This window comes from Pseudomonadota bacterium (assembly GCA_027624955.1).
In the GTDB taxonomy this organism is placed as follows: domain Bacteria; phylum Pseudomonadota; class Alphaproteobacteria; order UBA828; family UBA828; genus PTKB01.
In genome coordinates, this window is the sequence record JAQBTG010000001.1 from 110018 (window position 1) to 126821 (window position 16804).

Consider the following 16804-nt stretch of genomic DNA (forward strand, 5'->3'; position numbering starts at 1 on the left):
TCAGCCAGCGCGAGCCGAAACGATCCAACAAGCCGAATCCATGCGTATGCCGGTGCCGTCGTAATAGGGTGTGAGCGTCTCAACCAGCGCCGCCTCGACGCGCCGGACGATGTCTTCGTCCACATCGCCGAGCACTCGGGCGACCGGTCCCATGCGGGTAGCATGCGACGCTGCAGCCGCCGCAGTGCCGGGGCCGCTTAGATAGAACGGCTCATTCAGTGCTTCGAGCGAAATATCGATATATCCCGCAGCGTCCAGAATTTGCCGAGCGCGCTCTCCATCGGCTAACGCGAAGGGGCCCGGCGCGCCCAGCGGCACAGGCTCCGGCGGCGTGACGAATTGACTCGCCACGCCGAGCGGAATTGCCATCCAGGGATTTTCTGCGAGCGCCCGCCAGCAGATGAAGGTCAGTCGCCCGTCCGCTTTGAGGGCCTTGCGGATATTGCCGAAGGCGGCAACTGGGTCGTCGAAAAACATCACGCCGAAACGTGAAAAGCCGTGCGCGTAGGCGGCCGCGGGAAGCTCAACTGTCTGCGCATCGTGGTGCTCAAATTCGAGCTTGAGCGCTGGCTCCAATGCTGCGCGGCGTTTGGCTTGGGCGAGCATGGGGGTGGAGATGTCGATGCCATGGACGGCGCCGTCGGGCCCGACACGGCGCGCCAGCTCAAGCGAACTGTCGCCGCAGCCGCAGCCGAGGTCGAGTATATATTGGCCGGTGGTCACGCCCGCCCGGTCGATCGCGATCTTACCAATATCGCCAATCTGGCCGTCCAATTGTTTGTGGAATTTGACCCAATTGGGTCCGGCGCGGTCGTTCCAATATTCGATCTGCGCGGAATTGACGGACCTATCGCTCGCGGTGCTAGGCATTGCGGTTCGCCCTTCCGTGTTGCGTCGTCGCACGCGCGCCGACGGGATTTTCCAAATCCACCCAGCCATAGGCCAATTCGTCGAGCGCCACGCCGAAATGGCGCTCGTTGCGCTGGGCCGCCAGCGTGCCGCCCATCGCGCTGTAAAAAAAGCGTGCAGGGTTGGCCGCCAGCACCCACAGCATGGCGGTGCCGCATCCCTGTCTCCGCAGCGCGTCGAACATTGTATGAAGCAGTGTCCGGCCGAGGCCTCTGCCTTGATGATCTGGCGCAACATAGAGCGTGTAAATTTCGCCGGCGAAAGGCAGGCCGTTCGGGCGCGCCGGGCCGGCACTGCCATAGCCGAGAATTTCACCGTTCTCAGCTGCCGCGACATAGACGGCACAATCGCTCGACCGCGCGGCGATGGTGTGCCGCCAATATTTGCATTCGCTGGCGCTTGAGAGGCCGAGCAGCACAGACTTGGGAATCATGCCGGGATAGGCGGCGCGCCAGGTGGTGATATGCACGTCGGCGATGGGCCCGGCGTCGTCCGGGCGTGCTGTTCTGATCACGACCATGCCCACCCACATAGCATGATCGCGCACTTTGGCCAAACGACCACCAAACTCCGCTGTGCGGTAGAAATGGAACGCGGCGCTAGGCGACTTGCGTGGATGCGACCGGCAGCGCCGCCGTGGTTTTGGGAGCGCCGCTCGGCCGGCTCAGAATAAACAACGCCACCGCGGCATTAATGCCGCAATAGACCAACAGCAGGATTGAGCCGCCGGGCATGAGAGCGACCAGAATGGCAACGCTGAGTGCGATTCCGCCCAAAGTGGCGATCTTGGCTCTTCGCGGAATGGCGCGATGTTCGCTCCACAGGCGGATCGACGGGCCAAACATCTTGTGGCCGTACAGCCACGCATGAAATCTCTCCGAACCTTTGGAAAAACACCAAAGCGAGACGAGAAGAAATACCATTGAGGGCATGACGGGCACCAGGGCGCCAATCATGCCGAGCACGAGGCTGGCCCAGCCGAAGGCGACTAAAGCGATCCTCAGCGAGGGGCGGGAAGTTCCATTAAATTCTGTCATCAGAAGAGTATGTAGGCAGCAGGTTAAACTCTGCTTAAGACTTCTGGTTAACAAACCCTAGACTGGTTATTTGCTCAACGGGTCCCAAATAACGCCCAAACTAGGTCGCGGTGAACTTACCCCCCGGCGTTATGCGATCTCGCTCTAAATGTCGCTGATTGTCGGCGCCGAATCCTCGATTTCTTTGATTCGGTTCAGACCGCTGCGCATTTGCGAAGTAATGAATTCGGCGCGCTGCATCGGACGGGTGCACTCCCAACCGATCTCATTTTCCCAGGCGCCCATTTTTAGGGACAGGCCGCATAGCACGCCACCGACGGTGGTGTGGTGACTTTCGATAAGACGGCGCACGCGGCGAAAAGATTCACCGTTTAAGTTCTCCCACATGTCTTTCGAGTGACGGTCGAAGCTTTCGAAACGGCCGGTCAGAGAAGCCGTGACGTCGTTCAAATTCTCGCGCAAAAAGCCGCATACATGCATGAGAATTGGATCACGGCGCATATGGAAGTTACACTCCACCTCGCGCACAACTTCTATGAATCGACCAATCTTGGGGATCAACTCGTCGAGGCAGTTTTTGAAATATGCCAGCGACAGGAAGATATCGGCGTATTCCTCGAGAAATTCGGGCACGTCCGAGACTTCGATCTCCAGCTGTCTCGCTAAGGTGCGCAAGTTGCGTATAGCCACTTCTCGGTCCGGATTGGAAAACATGCCAATGAGTTGATCGAAATTCTCGATCTCGGCGTTCGAACCGCCATATACCTGGGCCAGGAGCGGCGACGTAAAGACGCGCATATATTCGGTCAGCTCCGCTTGCTTGGCCGGCGACAGTTGCAGCGCGTCGACCTCCGCCAACTCAATACCAGCCCGGCGCAATTCGATTCGCAAGCTGTAGACATCGTAGCTGTGGAGCCGGGCCAAATGTTCAATCAACCGCTGGTCCTCCAGGTCCTCCGCACTTTGCCAATTGAAATGACGGCTGAGCGCGTCCGGTTCGATTTGGCCGCTGCCGGTTTTGGCGCCCTTGTAGATTTCGATAACCGATTTGAAATGGGTGTTCTTGATGAGACGCGCCTGTTTCAGGCCGGTGGTATAGAGCGGCACGATTGAGAGCGGCAGAATATGGAGCGAATCCACATCTACATCAGTTGATGTGCTCGGCGATTCGGTCGGTTTTGCCGGCGCGCTCTTCATGTCGAGATTGGCCCTTACTCAAAGGTTATATTTGTCTCGCGCGGTGGCGCCGCCACCGGTCTTCGAGGCGATTCTCAATTGAAATTCTGAATTTTTATTAAATTAGGCCAGATGTAAGCGTTGCTAACCGTAGATCAGTATGGCTTAAGCCTATTAACAACAGATTGAAGCCGCCGAAAAACCGCCGCCGAATTTGGCGTAAACTTCACATTCTCCGGACGCTGGGACTTGGCGCACAATACGGCTGTGTCGTTGGGCAAGATTCCGAGCCTTCGCGGCATGTCGCTTACAACATCCCCATCGTCTTGGTTTTCTGCTACTACGCTCATTATGAAGTGGTTCGAATTATCTCGCTCGCCGGCGTTTGGGACGTGAGCGCAGCGGTTGCGAACGAGGGTCTCAGTTGTTGGGTGCTGAGCGAAGGCATGGCGGGGACTGAGAATCAATGTCTCGCTCTGGCCGCTGCTCTTGGGCTCAAGCCAGAGATCAAACGCGCTGCAGCGAAAAAGCCGTGGCTTTGGCTAGGCGCGGCGATGGCTGCCTTGCCGCCGTGGCTTCTGGCGCAGGGACACTATTCGCTAGCGCCGCCTTGGCCGGATCTGGTGATCGCCAGCGGTCGCAAATGCGCCGGTCTGGCCCTCGCTATCCAGCGCGCCAGCCGAGGCCGCACGTTTACCGTTTTCGTCCAGAATCCGCGCCTCGGCCTGGCGCGCTTCGATCTCATCGTGGTGCCCCGCCATGACGGCATTGTCGGCGCCAATATTTTTACGACGCGAGGCGCCTTGAGCCGGGTTAACGCGGTGGCGCTGAATGCCGCGGCGGCTGAATTCGCGCCCGCTTTTGCCGATCTGCCACGCCCTCTGGTGGCGTGCCTGATCGGCGGCGCGTCGCGCCGACACCGCTTCACATCGGCGGACGGGCGAGCGCTTGGCGAGGCCCTGGCCAAGCTTTCGGCTGAGACCGGCGGTGGACTTCTCATCACCCCATCGCGGCGCACGCCGGCGCCGAGTTTCGCCGCGTTGGAGGTGGCGCTGGATGGCGCGCCCGCCTATATATGGCGAGGCAAGGGCGCCAATCCTTATCTCGGTTTCCTGGCTGTGGCGAACGCCGTTCTGGTGACCGGCGATTCGGTGAGCATGGTCTCCGACGCCTGCGCCAGCGGCAAGCCGGTTCATATCTTTCCTGTGGCCGGACGCCGCTCCGCGCGCTTCAGTCGCTTTTTCGCGGCGCTTGAAGCCGAAGACGCGGTTCGGCCGTTTACTGGCAGCGTGGAAAGCCGAGACTATGAGCCGCTGAACGACTGTACTCTGGCGGCCGACGAGATCCACCGCCGATTGGAGACGCGACAAAAGACGAAATAAAGACGGCGCCCAAAACAGCACATCAAGCCGGGCGAAGGGTGTAATCTAGCGCAAATTCCAAGCGCCGCGAACTAGAGGAAACTATGTCTGAAAGCCATCACAGCAAGGTCATCATTATCGGTTCCGGTCCGGCTGGGTACACGGCGGCGATTTACGCCGCGCGGGCCGGTATGGCGCCGATTCTCGTGCTTGGCTTGGAGCCGGGCGGACAGATGACGATCACCACCGACGTTGAGAATTATCCGGGTTTCGCCGATGTCATTCAGGGGCCCTGGCTGATGGAACAGATGAAGGCCCAGGCCGAGCATGTCGGCACCCGTCTGATGCATGATTTGATCGTCAGCGTCGATTTTTCTCAGCGCCCGTTCACCTGCGTCGGCGATTCCGGCGATCTCTATAGTGCCGACAGCGTCATTATCAGTACCGGCGCCCAAGCGCGCTGGCTCGGTCTGCCGAGCGAAGAGAAGTATATGGGCTTCGGGGTTTCCGCCTGCGCCACTTGCGACGGTTTCTTTTTCCGCGGCAAGGAGGTCGCCGTGATCGGCGGCGGCAATACGGCGGTTGAGGAAGCGCTCTATCTGACAAACCATGCGACCAAAGTAACGCTGGTGCATCGGCGCGACAGTTTACGGGCGGAAAAAATTCTGCAGGAACGGCTTCGGGCCAACCCAAAAATCGACATTATTTGGGATCATAAGCTGGAAGAAGTTCTCGGTGAAGACATGCCGCCCGGCGTTTCAGGCGCCCGCATCAAACATGTGAACTCGTCTGATGAGCGCCTTTTGGACGTCCAAGGCATCTTTGTTGCCATCGGTCATACCCCCAATACGGCCGTCTTTCAGGGCCAGATCGATACTGACGAAGATGGCTATATTATCACCCATGCCGACAGTACCGCCACCAACGTCGCCGGTGTGTTTGCCGCCGGCGACGTGCAAGACAAAACCTTCCGCCAGGCGGTAACGGCGGCGGGGACAGGGTGCATGGCGGCGCTGGAGGCTGAAAAATTTATCGCCGAGATGGGCGCCGGAGTTGCCGCCGCTGCGGAATAAGCATCGGCTCGGCTAGCTGCTTGCCACGTTCCCGCTTTGGAGGTCCGCATGGACTGGGACAAACTGAGGGTCTTTCACGCCGTTGCCGAAGCGGGCAGTTTCACCCGTGCCGGCGACCTTCTGCATCTCAGCCAGTCTGCCGTCAGCCGTCAAGTAGCTGCGTTGGAGCGAAGTCTCTCCGTGGTGCTCTTTCATCGCCATTCGCGCGGCCTCCTCCTCACCGAACAGGGCGAGACGCTCTACGCCACGACGCGCGACGTGTACGCTAAGCTGGCCATGACGGAAGCTAATTTGAGCGGTGGGCGTGATCGGCCCGAGGGGCCGCTCACTATTACCACCACCAACGCTTTCGGCACGATTTGGCTGACCCCGCGACTGCGTGCGTTCAACCAGCTGTATCCCGGCATTGATTTGAAACTCAAGACCTCGGACGATGCGCTCGATCTCGCCATGCGCGAAGCCGATGTTGCAATCCGCATGGGCACCCCAACGCAGCCGGATCTCATTCAGCGACATTTAATGACGGTGCATTCGCATATTTACGCGGCGCCGAGCTATCTGGAAGAGTTCGGGCCTATCGAAAGCGCCGATGATCTGTTGAACCAGCGCCTCATTGTCTATGGCAAGGGTCCGCTCAGCGATATCGCCAGTCCAAATTGGTTGCTGCGGCGCAGCGGCGAGGCTGAATCGCGCCACCGGGTGGTACTTGAGGCCAATAATATCTATTGCATTCTTCGGGCCGTGGAAAGTGGTCTCGGGATATCGGCGCTGCCCGATTATGTCGCCCGCGAGCGACCTAATATCCGCCAGATTCTACCCGAATTGCAGGGTCCTTCGTTTGATGCCTATCTCGTCTATGCGGAGGAGCTGCGCCACACCAAACGCATCGGCGTGTTCCGCAATTTTCTTTTGGATCAAATCGCAGCGTGGAAATATTGACAATATCTGCCGAATTGATATGCGTATAGCGCATGGCAGAATTGTGATAACAGACCTACCACGCGGGAAAAGGCAGCATTATATGCTGCATTGCAACATGCTGATGCGCCATTAATACCTCCCGGCGCAAGGCATTTAGTACCGCGCGGTTCGGCCACATATAGCCGGAGCGCGTGGGCTTCTGGACCACGGTTCGGAAGTTGGATCTTCGGATCCAAAACGGACGATCCCATCGTTCGTTTTTACGTCTCCCAGACGTGAAGCCTCCCTGTTTAACTGGCCGGACCCTCTTGGGTCCGGCCTTTTTTTTATATGCCGATTGCCTGAATTAACGTTGCAGTTCCACGGCGATAAGGCGGGGAAGTTGATTCATGTTCACAAAGATCTTCGCACTTGCAATAGAGTGGGTGTGATCACGAATCTCGACCGCCTCCGCATGAGGCGCATATCGAAATACCCGCATCTCCGCCGCCAGCGCGGCATTCACGCCATGCAAGCTGTCTTCGATGACGATGCATTTCGCCGGCAAAAAATTCATTTCGCGCGCGGCGAAGAGAAAAAGATCTGGATGCGGCTTGGGGCGCCCGGCGGCGCTGGCGGTATAGAGCCGTCCTTTAAAAAAAGAAATTAGGCCGACCGCCTCAAGGCTGAGTGCGACCGTCTCCGGCTCGCCGTTGGAGGCGACGCAGAGGCCGCCGACATTCTCATTCAACTGAATTTGTTCGATCGCCTCGCCTACGCCGGCAATTGCCGCCAGGTCGCGGCGCATCTCGATATGAAGTTGGTCGAGAAAGCTCTTTGTGAACCCGGCCTCTACCGGGTGGCCGAGGCGCGCTGTGACAATCTCGATCACCATTTCCATGGAGCAGCCGAGAAAGACCTCGGCGGCTTCGTCGTTTTCCATGGCGAGGCCCAGGCCGCGTATTGCCTCCGCCAGTACCCGGGCGGCGAGCGGCTCACTGTTCACCAGCACGCCGTCGCAATCGAATATGATCAGGGTATCGTCCACACGGCGAACTTATCTCATCACCGCCAGCGGGCTCAATTCGTCTCTTTTTTTTCGGCCGCCGCCTCAAATATAGAGCGGTTCCTTTTCCAGCCCCGTGTAGAGATCGGCGACGAATTCGGCGTAGCCGTTAAAGAGCTGGGTGGGCCGGCGCTCGACGCCCTCCGGACCAAAGAATTTCTCCGTGGCCTGCGACCATCTCGGATGCGATACCTCGGGATTTACGTTGGCCCAGAAGCCATACTCGCTTGCCTGTATCTCCTCCCAGAAGGACACCGGGCGTTCCTCGGAGAATGTCAGGCGGACCAGCCCTTTGACCTGCTTGAAGCCATATTTCCACGGCGTCGCCAGACGCAACGGCGCGCCGTTCTGCTTCGGGATAGGCTTGCCGTAATAGCCGGTGGCGATAAAAGCGAGCTCGTTCACCGCTTCGGCTATCGTAAGGCCATCGATATAAGGCCAGGGATACCAGAATTGTTTTTGCCCGCGCGCCACTTCCGGCATCTCGAAGGTCTGCATGACAACATATTTTGCTGAGCCCAGCGGGCGCGCCATGTCCACCAAAGCCTTCAGCGGGAAGCCCGAATAGGGCACCGCGATTGACCAGGCTTCGACGCAGCGGTGGCGGTAGAGCCTCTCTTCGAGCGGCATTTTTGCCAACAGATCGTCGATGTCGATCGTCATTTCCTTCTCAACCAGGCCGTCCAACTTGATCGTCCATGGCCGGATGGGCAGCTCCTGAGCGAGTTGGAAAATCTCCTTCTGCGAGCCGAACTCATAGTAATTATTGTAATGGGCGGCGAATTTCTCCGGCGTCAGCGGGCGGTCAAGTTTGAAGGCGTCATTCGAAGCCACCGGATAGAGACCAGCGCTCGGATCGTCTTCGCCCGATTCCTCATGCGATGCTAGCGCCGCACCCGGCAGCGCCCCGGCAGTCACCGCGCCAGCGGCAACCGCACCGCCGATCGCGCCCATACCTTTGAGTACCGCACGGCGGTTCCAAAACATCGATTCCGGCGTCGCGGCGCTCTCGGGAATTTCCCAACCGCGTTTTTTCCTAATCAACATCGCCCGCTCCCTGCTTTCTGCCACTCTGTTCTAAATTGAAATAGGATGTGCGGCCAAGCGCGGCAAGTAACGCCTGTGTGATGCGTGTGTGACGGTGCGGCTGCCTAGCGCAATGAAGCGGCGGCGCGTTGGATGCGTTCGCACGCATCGGACAGCACCTCGGTCGCGGTGGCGTAGGAGATGCGAAAGAACGGGTCGAGGCCGAACGCGGCGCCATGCACCACGGCAACGCCTTCGCCGTCCAGCAGATAGGCGGAAAAATCTTCCGAGTTTTCTATAATTTTGCCGTCGGGCGTCTTTTTGCCGATCAGCCCGGCACAGCTCGGATACACATAAAACGCGCCTTCCGGCCGGTGGCAAGTGATGCCGGCTGCCTGGTTCAGCATGCTGACCACCAGATCGCGGCGCTCGCGGAACGTTTTGTTGCGCTCGCCAATCGAGCCTTGCGGCCCGTCGAGCGCTTCGATTGCGGCGATCTGACTGATTGACGACGGATTCGAGGTCGATTGCGATTGCATTTTGGCCATCGCCTTGATCAGCGCCGCATTGCCGCCGGCAAAACCGATCCGCCAGCCGGTCATGGCATAACCCTTGGAGACGCCGTTCATGGTTAGCGTGCGGTCATAAAGCTCCGGTGCAACTTGGGCCATGGTGGTGAATTCGAAGCCGTCATAAACCAGATGCTCGTAAATATCGTCGGTCAAGATGTGCACATGGCTGTGGTGCTGAAGCACTTCCGCCAGGCCGACGATCTCGGCCCGGCTATAGGCGGCGCCGGTGGGGTTGCTCGGCGAGTTGAAGATGAACCATTTGGTTTTCGGTGTAATCGCCGCTTCGAGCTCTTTCGGTTGCAACTTGAAGCCGTTCGCTTCGCTGGCCGGCGCGATCACGGGCGTGCCCTCGGCAAGCAGCACCATGTCTGGATAGGAGACCCAATAAGGCGCCGGGATCACCACTTCGTCACCGGGGTCCAGCGTCGCCATCAGGGCGTTATAGAGCACCTGCTTGCCGCCCGAGCCCACATTGATTTGCTTCAGGTCATAGTCGAGCCCGTTGTCGCGTTTGAATTTGCGTGCGATCGCAGCCTTCAATTCGGGGGTCCCGTCAACGGCGGTATATTTGGTTTTGCCCTCTCGGATGGCGTCAATGCCGGCTTGTTTGACATTCTCAGGCGTGTCGAAATCGGGCTCTCCGGCGCCGAGGCCGATCACATCGCGCCCTTGGGCCTGCAGTTCGGCGGCTTTGGTACTGATCGCTATGGTAGGCGACGGTTTGATGCGGTCCAGGCGCTTGGCGATGAATGACATGGTATGGGGTGTTCCGAAATTCACTATGAGATGATCCGTTAAACTATTCCGCTGCCGATCACCCGGCAAGTGAACAAGCACGAAAATGAGACACCGCGTCGGTGTGCCTTAATCCATTAATCGGACTGCGCCAATATTTCGGCTAAACGCTCGAGCGAGATGCCGCCGACATGTTTTTCACCATTGATGAAAAACGTAGGTGTTGCGTCGACGCCGAGCTTCTCTTTAGCGAATTCGAAGCTCCCGATCACCTGCTTCTCCAGCACGCCTTCTTCCACGCATTGCTTCAATTCCGCCCGCGTGACGCCCGCCGTCTCGACGATCTCGGCAATCGCCAGCAGCGATGGCTCCGCCGCGCTCCATTGGCGAATGTTGGCGAACAGCGCATCCTGCACCGCGAGATATCGCTCCGGCCCGGCGCATTGGGCAAGCACCGCCGCCTCCACCGCTGCCCAGGACAGCGGGAAATCGCGGAGCACAAAGCGCACCTGGCCGCTGTCGATATATTTTGCCTTCAGCGCTGGAAATACCTGCTTGTGGAACGCCGCGCAGTGCGAACAGTTGAGAGAATAATACTCTATCATGGTGACCGGCGCGCTCGCTTGCCCGAAAACCATGTCGCCGGGCCGCGCGTCCAAATTTTTGGCCGCTACAGGCCGCAGAATGGCTGCGGCGAGAAATAAAAGGAGAGGGGCGGCCAGTACGATTTGGCGGATGGAAAGCGGCATGCGGGATCGTTCCTGTTTCTGAAAAGGCCGTTTTCATTCAGCTTGAATGGGAATCTCGAGGCGTGTGATCTTGTCACTCTGGCGCGTGATCTCTTTCAGCATATTGGTGAGCCCGTCCGACAATTTATCGAACGGAATATTTCCCTCCAACTTGTCATTGTTGATGATGAACGTCGGTGTTGCCTTAACGCCGAGCACCTCGCGCGCGAATTTCTGGCTTTCGAACACTTGCTGCTCCAGCACTCGCTCATCCAGGCAGGCCTTGAACGCGGCTTCGGGAACGCCCTGCGCCGCGCCGATTTTGCTCACCGCTTTGAGGGTCTCTTCCGCCTTGCTCCACTGTTCACCGGATCTAAGCAACGCCTCCTGCACATCAAAATAGCGCTCCGGCGGCGCGCAATGGGTCATGATCGCTGCTTTCAGCGCCGCCCAGGACAGCGGAAAATCGCGGAACACAAAGCGCACTTTGCCGGTATCGATAAATTCCGTTTTTAGCTTGGGAAAAACGTCGGCGTGGAATGCCGCGCAGTGCGCGCAATCGAGCGAATAATATTCGATCATCACAATCGGTGCCGTGCTGCGCCCCAGCCCCCGATCGCCAGCCCGCTCTGCCAAATGCTCGCCGGCTCCCGCCGGAACCGCTAGCCCAGCAAGCAGCAAGAGCACCACCATCGCCACCGCCAGAAACCCTGGCCTAATGGGCAAACCAACGAATCTTGATGTGAGCAATGGCATAACGGTGGTGTTCCGTAATTACAAATGGGCGGCGCCGCAAGCCTAGTGCCTTTCGCGCGAAGGATTCAAGCGAACATACCTAGCACCGGCATATGCTATGCTGCGCCCGATGAAATTCAACGCCGAGCAACCCATATATCTAGGGCTGCCGCGGCCTAAGCCACAACCTCAGTTCGGGCCTTCGTAAGGAGTCAAAACCATTCCCGCCAACCCCTCACTGCATCCTTCGGGCGACCCCACCGGCCATCTTGTGGGGCCGAACAAGAATCCGCTGCCGGATGGTGGGTCTGGGCAGTCGTTCGAATTGGTGTCCGATTATAGTCCGGCTGGCGATCAGCCGCAGGCGATCGCAGAATTGCTCGCCGGCTTGGGCGAAGGTGAGCGTGATCAGGTGCTGTTGGGCGTCACCGGCTCGGGCAAGACCTACACCATGGCGCATGTGATTCGCGAATTGGCGCGCCCGACCCTGGTGCTGGCGCCCAACAAGACCCTGGCGGCCCAACTTTACGGCGAGATGCGGAGCTTCTTCCCCAACAATGCGGTCGAGTATTTCGTCTCCTATTACGATTATTATCAGCCCGAGGCCTATGTGGCGCGGACCGATACCTATATTGAGAAAGACGCCTCGATCAATGAGCAGATCGACCGCATGCGCCACTCAGCCACACGCTCGCTTTTGGAGCGCCGAGATGTTGTGATCGTCGCATCCGTCTCGTGCATCTACGGCATCGGCTCGCCCGAGACCTATTCGGCGATGACGCTCTATCTCGATAAGAAAACCTCGATCGATCAGCGCGCGCTGTTAAAAAAGCTCGTCGAGTTGCAATACCGGCGCAACAACCAGTCGCTCGAGCGTGGTGATTTCCGCGTCCGCGGTGACGTCGTCGAGATTTTCCCCGCTCATTCGGAAGACCGCGCTTGGCGCATCTCCATGTTCGGCGAGGATATCGAGGAGATCGTCGAGTTCGATCCTCTCACCGGGCACAAAACCGCTCAGCTCGAACAGATCCGCGTCTATCCGAACAGCCATTACGTAACGCCGCGCCCGACCATCAATCAGGCGATCAAGAGCATCCGCACCGAGCTGGCCGCGCGCCTTGAGGAATTCCACGCCACCGGCCAATTGCTTGCCGCCGAGCGGCTGGAACAACGCACTCTGTTTGACCTTGAGATGATGGAGGCGAGCGGAAGCTGTGCCGGCATCGAGAATTATTCACGTTATCTCACGGGGCGGAATGCCGGCGAGCCGCCGCCAACGCTGTTCGAATATTTGCCCGAAAACGCGCTCTTGGTGGTCGATGAAAGCCATGTCACCGTGCCGCAGTTGAACGGCATGTACCGCGGCGATTTCAAGCGCAAATCGACACTCGCCGATTTCGGCTTCCGCTTGCCATCTTGCCTCGACAATCGCCCGCTCAAATTCGAGGAGTGGGAGGCCATGCGCCCGCAAACTGTTTTCGTTTCGGCGACTCCCGGGCCGTGGGAGATGGAACGCACTGCCGGCGTCTTCGTCGAACAGCTGATCCGCCCGACGGGCCTGATCGATCCGGTCTGCCTGATCCGTCCGGTCGAGACTCAGGTCGACGACCTGATGGCCGAATGTCGCGATTGCGTGACCAAGGGCCTGCGTGTTCTGGTGACGACGCTCACCAAACGCATGGCGGAGGATCTCACCGAATATCTGCATGAGGCAGACATCCGCGTGCGCTATCTCCATTCCGACATCGACACGCTGGAGCGCATCGAAATCATCCGCGATCTCCGCCTCGGCGCTTTCGACGTGCTGGTCGGCATCAATCTGTTGCGCGAGGGCCTGGATATTCCCGAATGCGGCCTGGTGGCGATCCTCGACGCCGACAAGGAAGGCTTCCTGCGCTCGCGCACCGCGCTCATTCAGACCATCGGCCGCGCCGCGCGCAATATCGACGGGCGCGTCATTCTCTATGCCGACAAGATGACCAACTCGCTGACATTGGCAATCGAGGAGACCGATCGCCGGCGGGCGAAACAGCAGGAATTCAATGTCGCCAACGGCATCACACCCGAGAGCGTGCGCACGAATATCGGTGATATTATGGACGGTATTTACGAAAAGGATTATGTCACCGTCGAAACCGGCGACGAGGAAACCCGCCATCTCATCGGCAACAATCTCACAGCCTATCTCAAGGATCTGGAAAAACGCATGAAAGAGGCGGCGGGCGAACTCGAATTCGAGGAAGCGGCGCGCCTTCGGGACGAAATCCACCGCCTACAGGAAACCGATCTCGGCCTCGCCACCAAGCGCGGCGCGGCGGGCGATAGTGGCCAGCGCCGGCCCAGCCGCAGCCATGGCGGCGCCCCCGGCACCCGCGCCACCGGCAAGAAAAACAAATTCACCCGCAAACCCAAGCGCGGCAGCATTCGCTAGGACCAGCCGATCATAAGAATCATCCGCTGAATATTCGTTCAAGCACGGCGGGCTCGCGCTTGGCGGAACGCAACAAGACGGGCTCATCGCATTCCGCTATCAGTGAATCCTGCTTAAAGGTTAGTAGCATGCCGCAATAATTTCTGTGTTTTCGAAGGCTTCCCAGGCAGTAATTTTGCCGCGCTTTATGGTGAAGGCCCAGGCCAGGGTGACGTTCCAGCGTTTGCCTTTGGGCTTCGAGCTGGCGATTTCTTGGCCCGTGACGACAATACGCGCACCTTCGCCGATATACTCCTTGAATTCCTGCTTGCCGAAATCGACCGCCTGGGCGATGCGCTTGAGATAGATTCTCTGGCGTGCGGCACCTTTCCAGCGCCCGGCCCAGGGCAATTTTTTTGAGCCCGGTAAGATCCACACGCAGTCCTTGGATTGCAGTGCCGTGAGTGTCTCGAGATCGCCGACCTGAAGCGCGCTCAGCCATTTGCGCAAAATTCGCTTATTGTCCACCACCGCCATTTCGCTTCCCCCTATGCTCAATTCGGTTGAATACGCTAGGCAGGGAGCCGAATGTGGTCAAGCGGTGCAATCTTTGTGCTGCGGCGGGCCCGCAACTTGAGGCACAATGAACCGAGGACAGCGTTGCAGTTGAAAGAGTTCCCGACCCCTTGAGCGAAACGGCCAACTCCGGCGGCAAGCCGAAACCAGCTCTGTCGCGTGTCGCCAGCGCGCTGCGCCGTCACTCGCTGTTCGCGCCGGCCCTCTCTTTAGTATTTTTAGTGCTCGGCACGTTGCGCGATCTGGTGCCGATCATCGCTGTTATCGCAGTCTTCCAGCTTGCTGTCCTGCAGCAGCCGTTTCCCAATCTCGTCGAAATATTGATCGGCCTGATGTTTGTCATGTTGGGCCTAGCGCTATTCGTCAAGGGCTTGGAAATGGGTTTGTTTCCCCTCGGCGAAGGTCTGGCGCAGGATTTCGCCCGCAAGGGCAGCCTGTTCTGGCTGTTGTTGTTTTCCTTTGCGCTCGGTTTCGGCACCACAGTGGCCGAGCCAGCCCTTGTTGCAGTCGCGGCGGAGGCGGCGCGTACGGCGGCGGAAGGCGGCGTAATCGAGCTCGGCGCGGACGCCATCGACGCCTTCGCCCTTGGCTTGCGCTATACGGTCGCAGTTTCCGTCGGCGTAGGTGTCACCGTTGGCGTGCTGCGCATCCTCAAAGGTTGGCCGGTGCATTGGCTGATCATTGGCGGCTATCTTCTGGCCGTGGCGCTGTCGTTCTTTGCGCCCGAAGAAATTATCGGCATCGCCTTCGATTTGGGCGGTGTGACTACCTCCACCATCACCGTGCCGCTGCTGACAGCACTCGGCGTCGGTCTGTCGACTATGATCCGCGGGCGCAATCCGCTGATCGACGGCTTCGGCTTGATCGCCTTCGCCTGCCTGACGCCAATCCTCTTCGTGCTGGTTTTCGGCATGCTGATGTAGGGGGCGGGGATGGGCATATTCGATAATATCGGCTCGGTTATTCTGTCCACTCTGCGCGATCTTGCGCCTCTGGTCGGGCTGATCCTATTTTTTCAGATTGTCGTGATCCGCAAGCGCCTGGCCAATTGGCGCCGGGTCGGCATCGGCTTCATCTATGTCGTCATTGGTCTGTCGCTATTCTTGATCGGCCTGCAGTCGGCGCTGTTTCCGCTCGGCGAGACAATGGCGCGCCAGCTTACCGATCCCAAGTTTCTTGGCCTTGTCGAAGGCGTGGCCGGCGCCTGGTACGACTATTTCTGGGTTTATATTTTCGCCGTTGCCATCGGCTTCGGCACCACCGTCGCCGAGCCGGCTCTGATCGCGGTCGCCGCAAAGGCGGGCTCGGTTTCCGGCGGCACCATCAATCCCTGGGGCCTGCGCCTCGCTGTGGCGCTCGGCGTTTCCGTCGGCGTCACGCTCGGCACCTTTCGCATTGTCACCGGCATTCCGCTCCATTGGTTCATCATGGCCGGCTACGCCATCGTCATTGTGCAAACTTTCTTCGCCTCCCGCTCGATCATTCCACTGGCCTATGATTCGGGCGGCGTCACAACTTCCACCGTAACCGTGCCCCTGGTGGCGGCGCTGGGCCTCGGCCTTGCCGCCAACGTGCCGGGGCGCAGCCCGCTAATCGACGGTTTTGGCCTGATCGCCTTAGCCAGCGTATTTCCGATCATTGCTGTGCTTGGTTATGCCCAGCTCACCGCCCGTTTTACACGCAAGCGTAAATCCGGCGATTCGACGAAAAGGACGTAGCATGAAATTCAAACTTGTCGTGGCACTTGTCGACGATAGCGAAACCGATGCCGTGCTCGAATGCGGCCGGCGTGCCGGCGCCACCGGCGCCACCATCATCACCAGTTGCCGGGGTGAAGGCCTACAGCCCGAGAAGACATTTCTAGGCTTGAGCCTGACCGGCCAACGCGACATTCTGCTGTTCGTCGTTGAGGAACATCGCAGCCGGGCGATCCTCGAAGAAATCGCCACCGTCGGCGCCTTCGATAAAAGATCCGGCAGTGGCATCGCGATTCAGATCGATATTGAGGATGCGGTGGGCCTGTCGCACCAAATTGCAGAAATTCAACACAAGATCGAGGACGAGATATGAGCGAGAGAAAGCATATTCAGGTGCGGGAGGTCATGACGCCGATGCCGGTGCCAGTTGATGGATTGGCCACCGTGCGCGAGGCGCTCAACCGCATGCGCGAGGCCAATGTGCGCTCGCTCGTGGTTGAACGCCGGCGTCCCGGCGACGAATTCGGCATCGTCGTGGTGTCAGATATCGCCAACAAGGTAATCGCGAACAACCGCTCGCTTGACCGCACCAATGTATACGAGATCATGTCCAAGCCAGTGCTCACTGTGGACGCCGTGATGGAGATCAAATACGCGATTCGCTTGCTCTCGAAATTCGGACTGTCGCGGAGCCTCGTGGTCGATCACAACAAGGCGGTGGGTTTCGTCACCCTCAACGACATGGTGTTTCGCTATACCGATATTATGGACGCGCCGCACAGCGACGCGGTGTCCTGAGCGCC

18 protein-coding genes are annotated in these 16804 nt (G+C 58.9%); 8 read left to right on the forward strand and 10 right to left on the reverse strand.

Annotated elements, in window-relative coordinates; translation table 11 throughout:
• The 4 genes from O3A94_00535 to O3A94_00550 form a co-directional block, all read right to left on the reverse strand.
• Entirely contained in the window at nt 1-870 is an 870-nt protein-coding gene (locus tag O3A94_00535) for a class I SAM-dependent methyltransferase (GenBank protein ID MDA1354734.1), read from the reverse strand.
• The gene (locus O3A94_00540; protein MDA1354735.1) at nt 863-1456 is read right to left on the reverse strand and encodes a GNAT family N-acetyltransferase; all 594 of its coding nucleotides are present in this window, start codon (nt 1454-1456) and stop codon (nt 863-865) included. Before O3A94_00540 ends, O3A94_00535 begins: the two co-directional genes overlap by 8 nt.
• 52 nt (nt 1457-1508) lie before the next feature.
• Nucleotides 1509-1946, reverse strand: a complete 438-nt coding sequence (locus O3A94_00545) for a YbaN family protein (protein ID MDA1354736.1) — start codon at nt 1944-1946, stop codon at nt 1509-1511.
• A 144-nt stretch (nt 1947-2090) separates the two neighbouring features.
• Entirely contained in the window at nt 2091-3143 is a 1053-nt protein-coding gene (locus tag O3A94_00550) for a hypothetical protein (GenBank protein MDA1354737.1), read from the reverse strand.
• 371 nt (nt 3144-3514) lie between these two features.
• Between O3A94_00550 and O3A94_00555 the strand changes: the two genes are divergently transcribed.
• The 3 genes from O3A94_00555 to O3A94_00565 all read left to right on the forward strand — a co-directional run bounded on the left by O3A94_00555 (nt 3515) and on the right by O3A94_00565 (nt 6495).
• Nucleotides 3515-4504 carry a mitochondrial fission ELM1 family protein gene (locus tag O3A94_00555; GenBank protein MDA1354738.1) on the forward strand — a complete coding sequence of 330 codons (990 nt, stop codon included), beginning with the start codon at nt 3515-3517 and terminating at the stop codon, nt 4502-4504.
• Between the two features lie 83 nt (nt 4505-4587).
• Nucleotides 4588-5556, forward strand: a complete 969-nt coding sequence (gene trxB, locus O3A94_00560) for a thioredoxin-disulfide reductase (protein MDA1354739.1) — start codon at nt 4588-4590, stop codon at nt 5554-5556.
• 48 nt (nt 5557-5604) lie between these two features.
• On the forward strand, nt 5605-6495 hold the full coding sequence (locus O3A94_00565) for a LysR family transcriptional regulator (GenBank protein MDA1354740.1): 891 nt from the start codon (nt 5605-5607) through the stop codon (nt 6493-6495).
• Between the two features lie 328 nt (nt 6496-6823).
• Here the strand turns inward: O3A94_00565 and O3A94_00570 are convergent, their stop codons facing one another.
• The 5 genes from O3A94_00570 to O3A94_00590 form a co-directional block, all read right to left on the reverse strand.
• Nucleotides 6824-7504 carry an HAD family hydrolase gene (locus O3A94_00570; protein ID MDA1354741.1) on the reverse strand — a complete coding sequence of 227 codons (681 nt, stop codon included), beginning with the start codon at nt 7502-7504 and terminating at the stop codon, nt 6824-6826.
• A gap of 63 nt (nt 7505-7567) precedes the next feature.
• A complete protein-coding gene (gene msrP / locus O3A94_00575) occupies nt 7568-8569 on the reverse strand; it encodes a protein-methionine-sulfoxide reductase catalytic subunit MsrP (GenBank protein ID MDA1354742.1) in 1002 nt (333 codons plus the stop codon).
• Between the two features lie 104 nt (nt 8570-8673).
• A complete protein-coding gene (locus O3A94_00580) occupies nt 8674-9876 on the reverse strand; it encodes a pyridoxal phosphate-dependent aminotransferase (GenBank protein MDA1354743.1) in 1203 nt (400 codons plus the stop codon).
• 116 nt (nt 9877-9992) lie between these two features.
• Nucleotides 9993-10604 carry a DsbA family protein gene (locus O3A94_00585; protein ID MDA1354744.1) on the reverse strand — a complete coding sequence of 204 codons (612 nt, stop codon included), beginning with the start codon at nt 10602-10604 and terminating at the stop codon, nt 9993-9995.
• Between the two features lie 33 nt (nt 10605-10637).
• Complete coding sequence (locus O3A94_00590) at nt 10638-11309, reverse strand: DsbA family protein (GenBank protein ID MDA1354745.1); 672 nt, start codon at nt 11307-11309, stop codon at nt 10638-10640.
• A 280-nt stretch (nt 11310-11589) separates the two neighbouring features.
• Between O3A94_00590 and uvrB the strand changes: the two genes are divergently transcribed.
• Complete coding sequence (uvrB, locus tag O3A94_00595; GenBank protein MDA1354746.1) at nt 11590-13749, forward strand: excinuclease ABC subunit UvrB; 2160 nt, start codon at nt 11590-11592, stop codon at nt 13747-13749.
• A 120-nt stretch (nt 13750-13869) separates the two neighbouring features.
• Here the strand turns inward: uvrB and O3A94_00600 are convergent, their stop codons facing one another.
• Nucleotides 13870-14265, reverse strand: coding sequence for a nuclear transport factor 2 family protein (locus O3A94_00600; protein ID MDA1354747.1), 396 nt, complete (start codon nt 14263-14265; stop codon nt 13870-13872).
• A gap of 227 nt (nt 14266-14492) precedes the next feature.
• On the opposite strand from O3A94_00600, the gene O3A94_00605 reads away from it, so the two are divergent.
• Genes O3A94_00605 through O3A94_00620 form a run of 4 tightly spaced genes read left to right on the forward strand, consistent with a single transcriptional unit; the run spans nt 14493 to nt 16799 of the window.
• Nucleotides 14493-15227, forward strand: coding sequence for a DUF1538 domain-containing protein (locus tag O3A94_00605; GenBank protein MDA1354748.1), 735 nt, complete (start codon nt 14493-14495; stop codon nt 15225-15227).
• A gap of 9 nt (nt 15228-15236) precedes the next feature.
• Entirely contained in the window at nt 15237-16022 is a 786-nt protein-coding gene (locus O3A94_00610; protein ID MDA1354749.1) for a DUF1538 domain-containing protein, read from the forward strand.
• A 1-nt stretch (nt 16023) separates the two neighbouring features.
• Complete coding sequence (locus O3A94_00615) at nt 16024-16374, forward strand: P-II family nitrogen regulator (protein ID MDA1354750.1); 351 nt, start codon at nt 16024-16026, stop codon at nt 16372-16374.
• Nucleotides 16371-16799, forward strand: coding sequence for a CBS domain-containing protein (locus tag O3A94_00620; GenBank protein ID MDA1354751.1), 429 nt, complete (start codon nt 16371-16373; stop codon nt 16797-16799). The genes O3A94_00615 and O3A94_00620 overlap by 4 nt, the downstream gene beginning before the upstream one ends.
• Nucleotides 16800-16804 lie beyond the last annotated feature (5 nt).

Bases quoted from the DNA above. Each gene is read 5' to 3' on its own strand.
- O3A94_00600 (MDA1354747.1), bottom strand. From the start codon at position 14,265: ATGGCGGTGGTGGACAATAAGCGAATTTTGCGCAAATGGCTGAGCGCG.
- O3A94_00565 (MDA1354740.1), top strand. From the start codon at position 5,605: ATGGACTGGGACAAACTGAGGGTCTTTCACGCCGTTGCCGAAGCGGGC.
- O3A94_00615 (MDA1354750.1), top strand. From the start codon at position 16,024: ATGAAATTCAAACTTGTCGTGGCACTTGTCGACGATAGCGAAACCGAT.
- O3A94_00535 (MDA1354734.1), bottom strand. From the start codon at position 870: ATGCCTAGCACCGCGAGCGATAGGTCCGTCAATTCCGCGCAGATCGAA.
- O3A94_00580 (MDA1354743.1), bottom strand. From the start codon at position 9,876: ATGTCATTCATCGCCAAGCGCCTGGACCGCATCAAACCGTCGCCTACC.
- O3A94_00585 (MDA1354744.1), bottom strand. From the start codon at position 10,604: ATGCCGCTTTCCATCCGCCAAATCGTACTGGCCGCCCCTCTCCTTTTA.
- O3A94_00550 (MDA1354737.1), bottom strand. From the start codon at position 3,143: ATGAAGAGCGCGCCGGCAAAACCGACCGAATCGCCGAGCACATCAACT.
- O3A94_00610 (MDA1354749.1), top strand. From the start codon at position 15,237: ATGGGCATATTCGATAATATCGGCTCGGTTATTCTGTCCACTCTGCGC.
- trxB (MDA1354739.1), top strand. From the start codon at position 4,588: ATGTCTGAAAGCCATCACAGCAAGGTCATCATTATCGGTTCCGGTCCG.
- msrP (MDA1354742.1), bottom strand. From the start codon at position 8,569: ATGTTGATTAGGAAAAAACGCGGTTGGGAAATTCCCGAGAGCGCCGCG.
- O3A94_00545 (MDA1354736.1), bottom strand. From the start codon at position 1,946: ATGACAGAATTTAATGGAACTTCCCGCCCCTCGCTGAGGATCGCTTTA.
- O3A94_00620 (MDA1354751.1), top strand. From the start codon at position 16,371: ATGAGCGAGAGAAAGCATATTCAGGTGCGGGAGGTCATGACGCCGATG.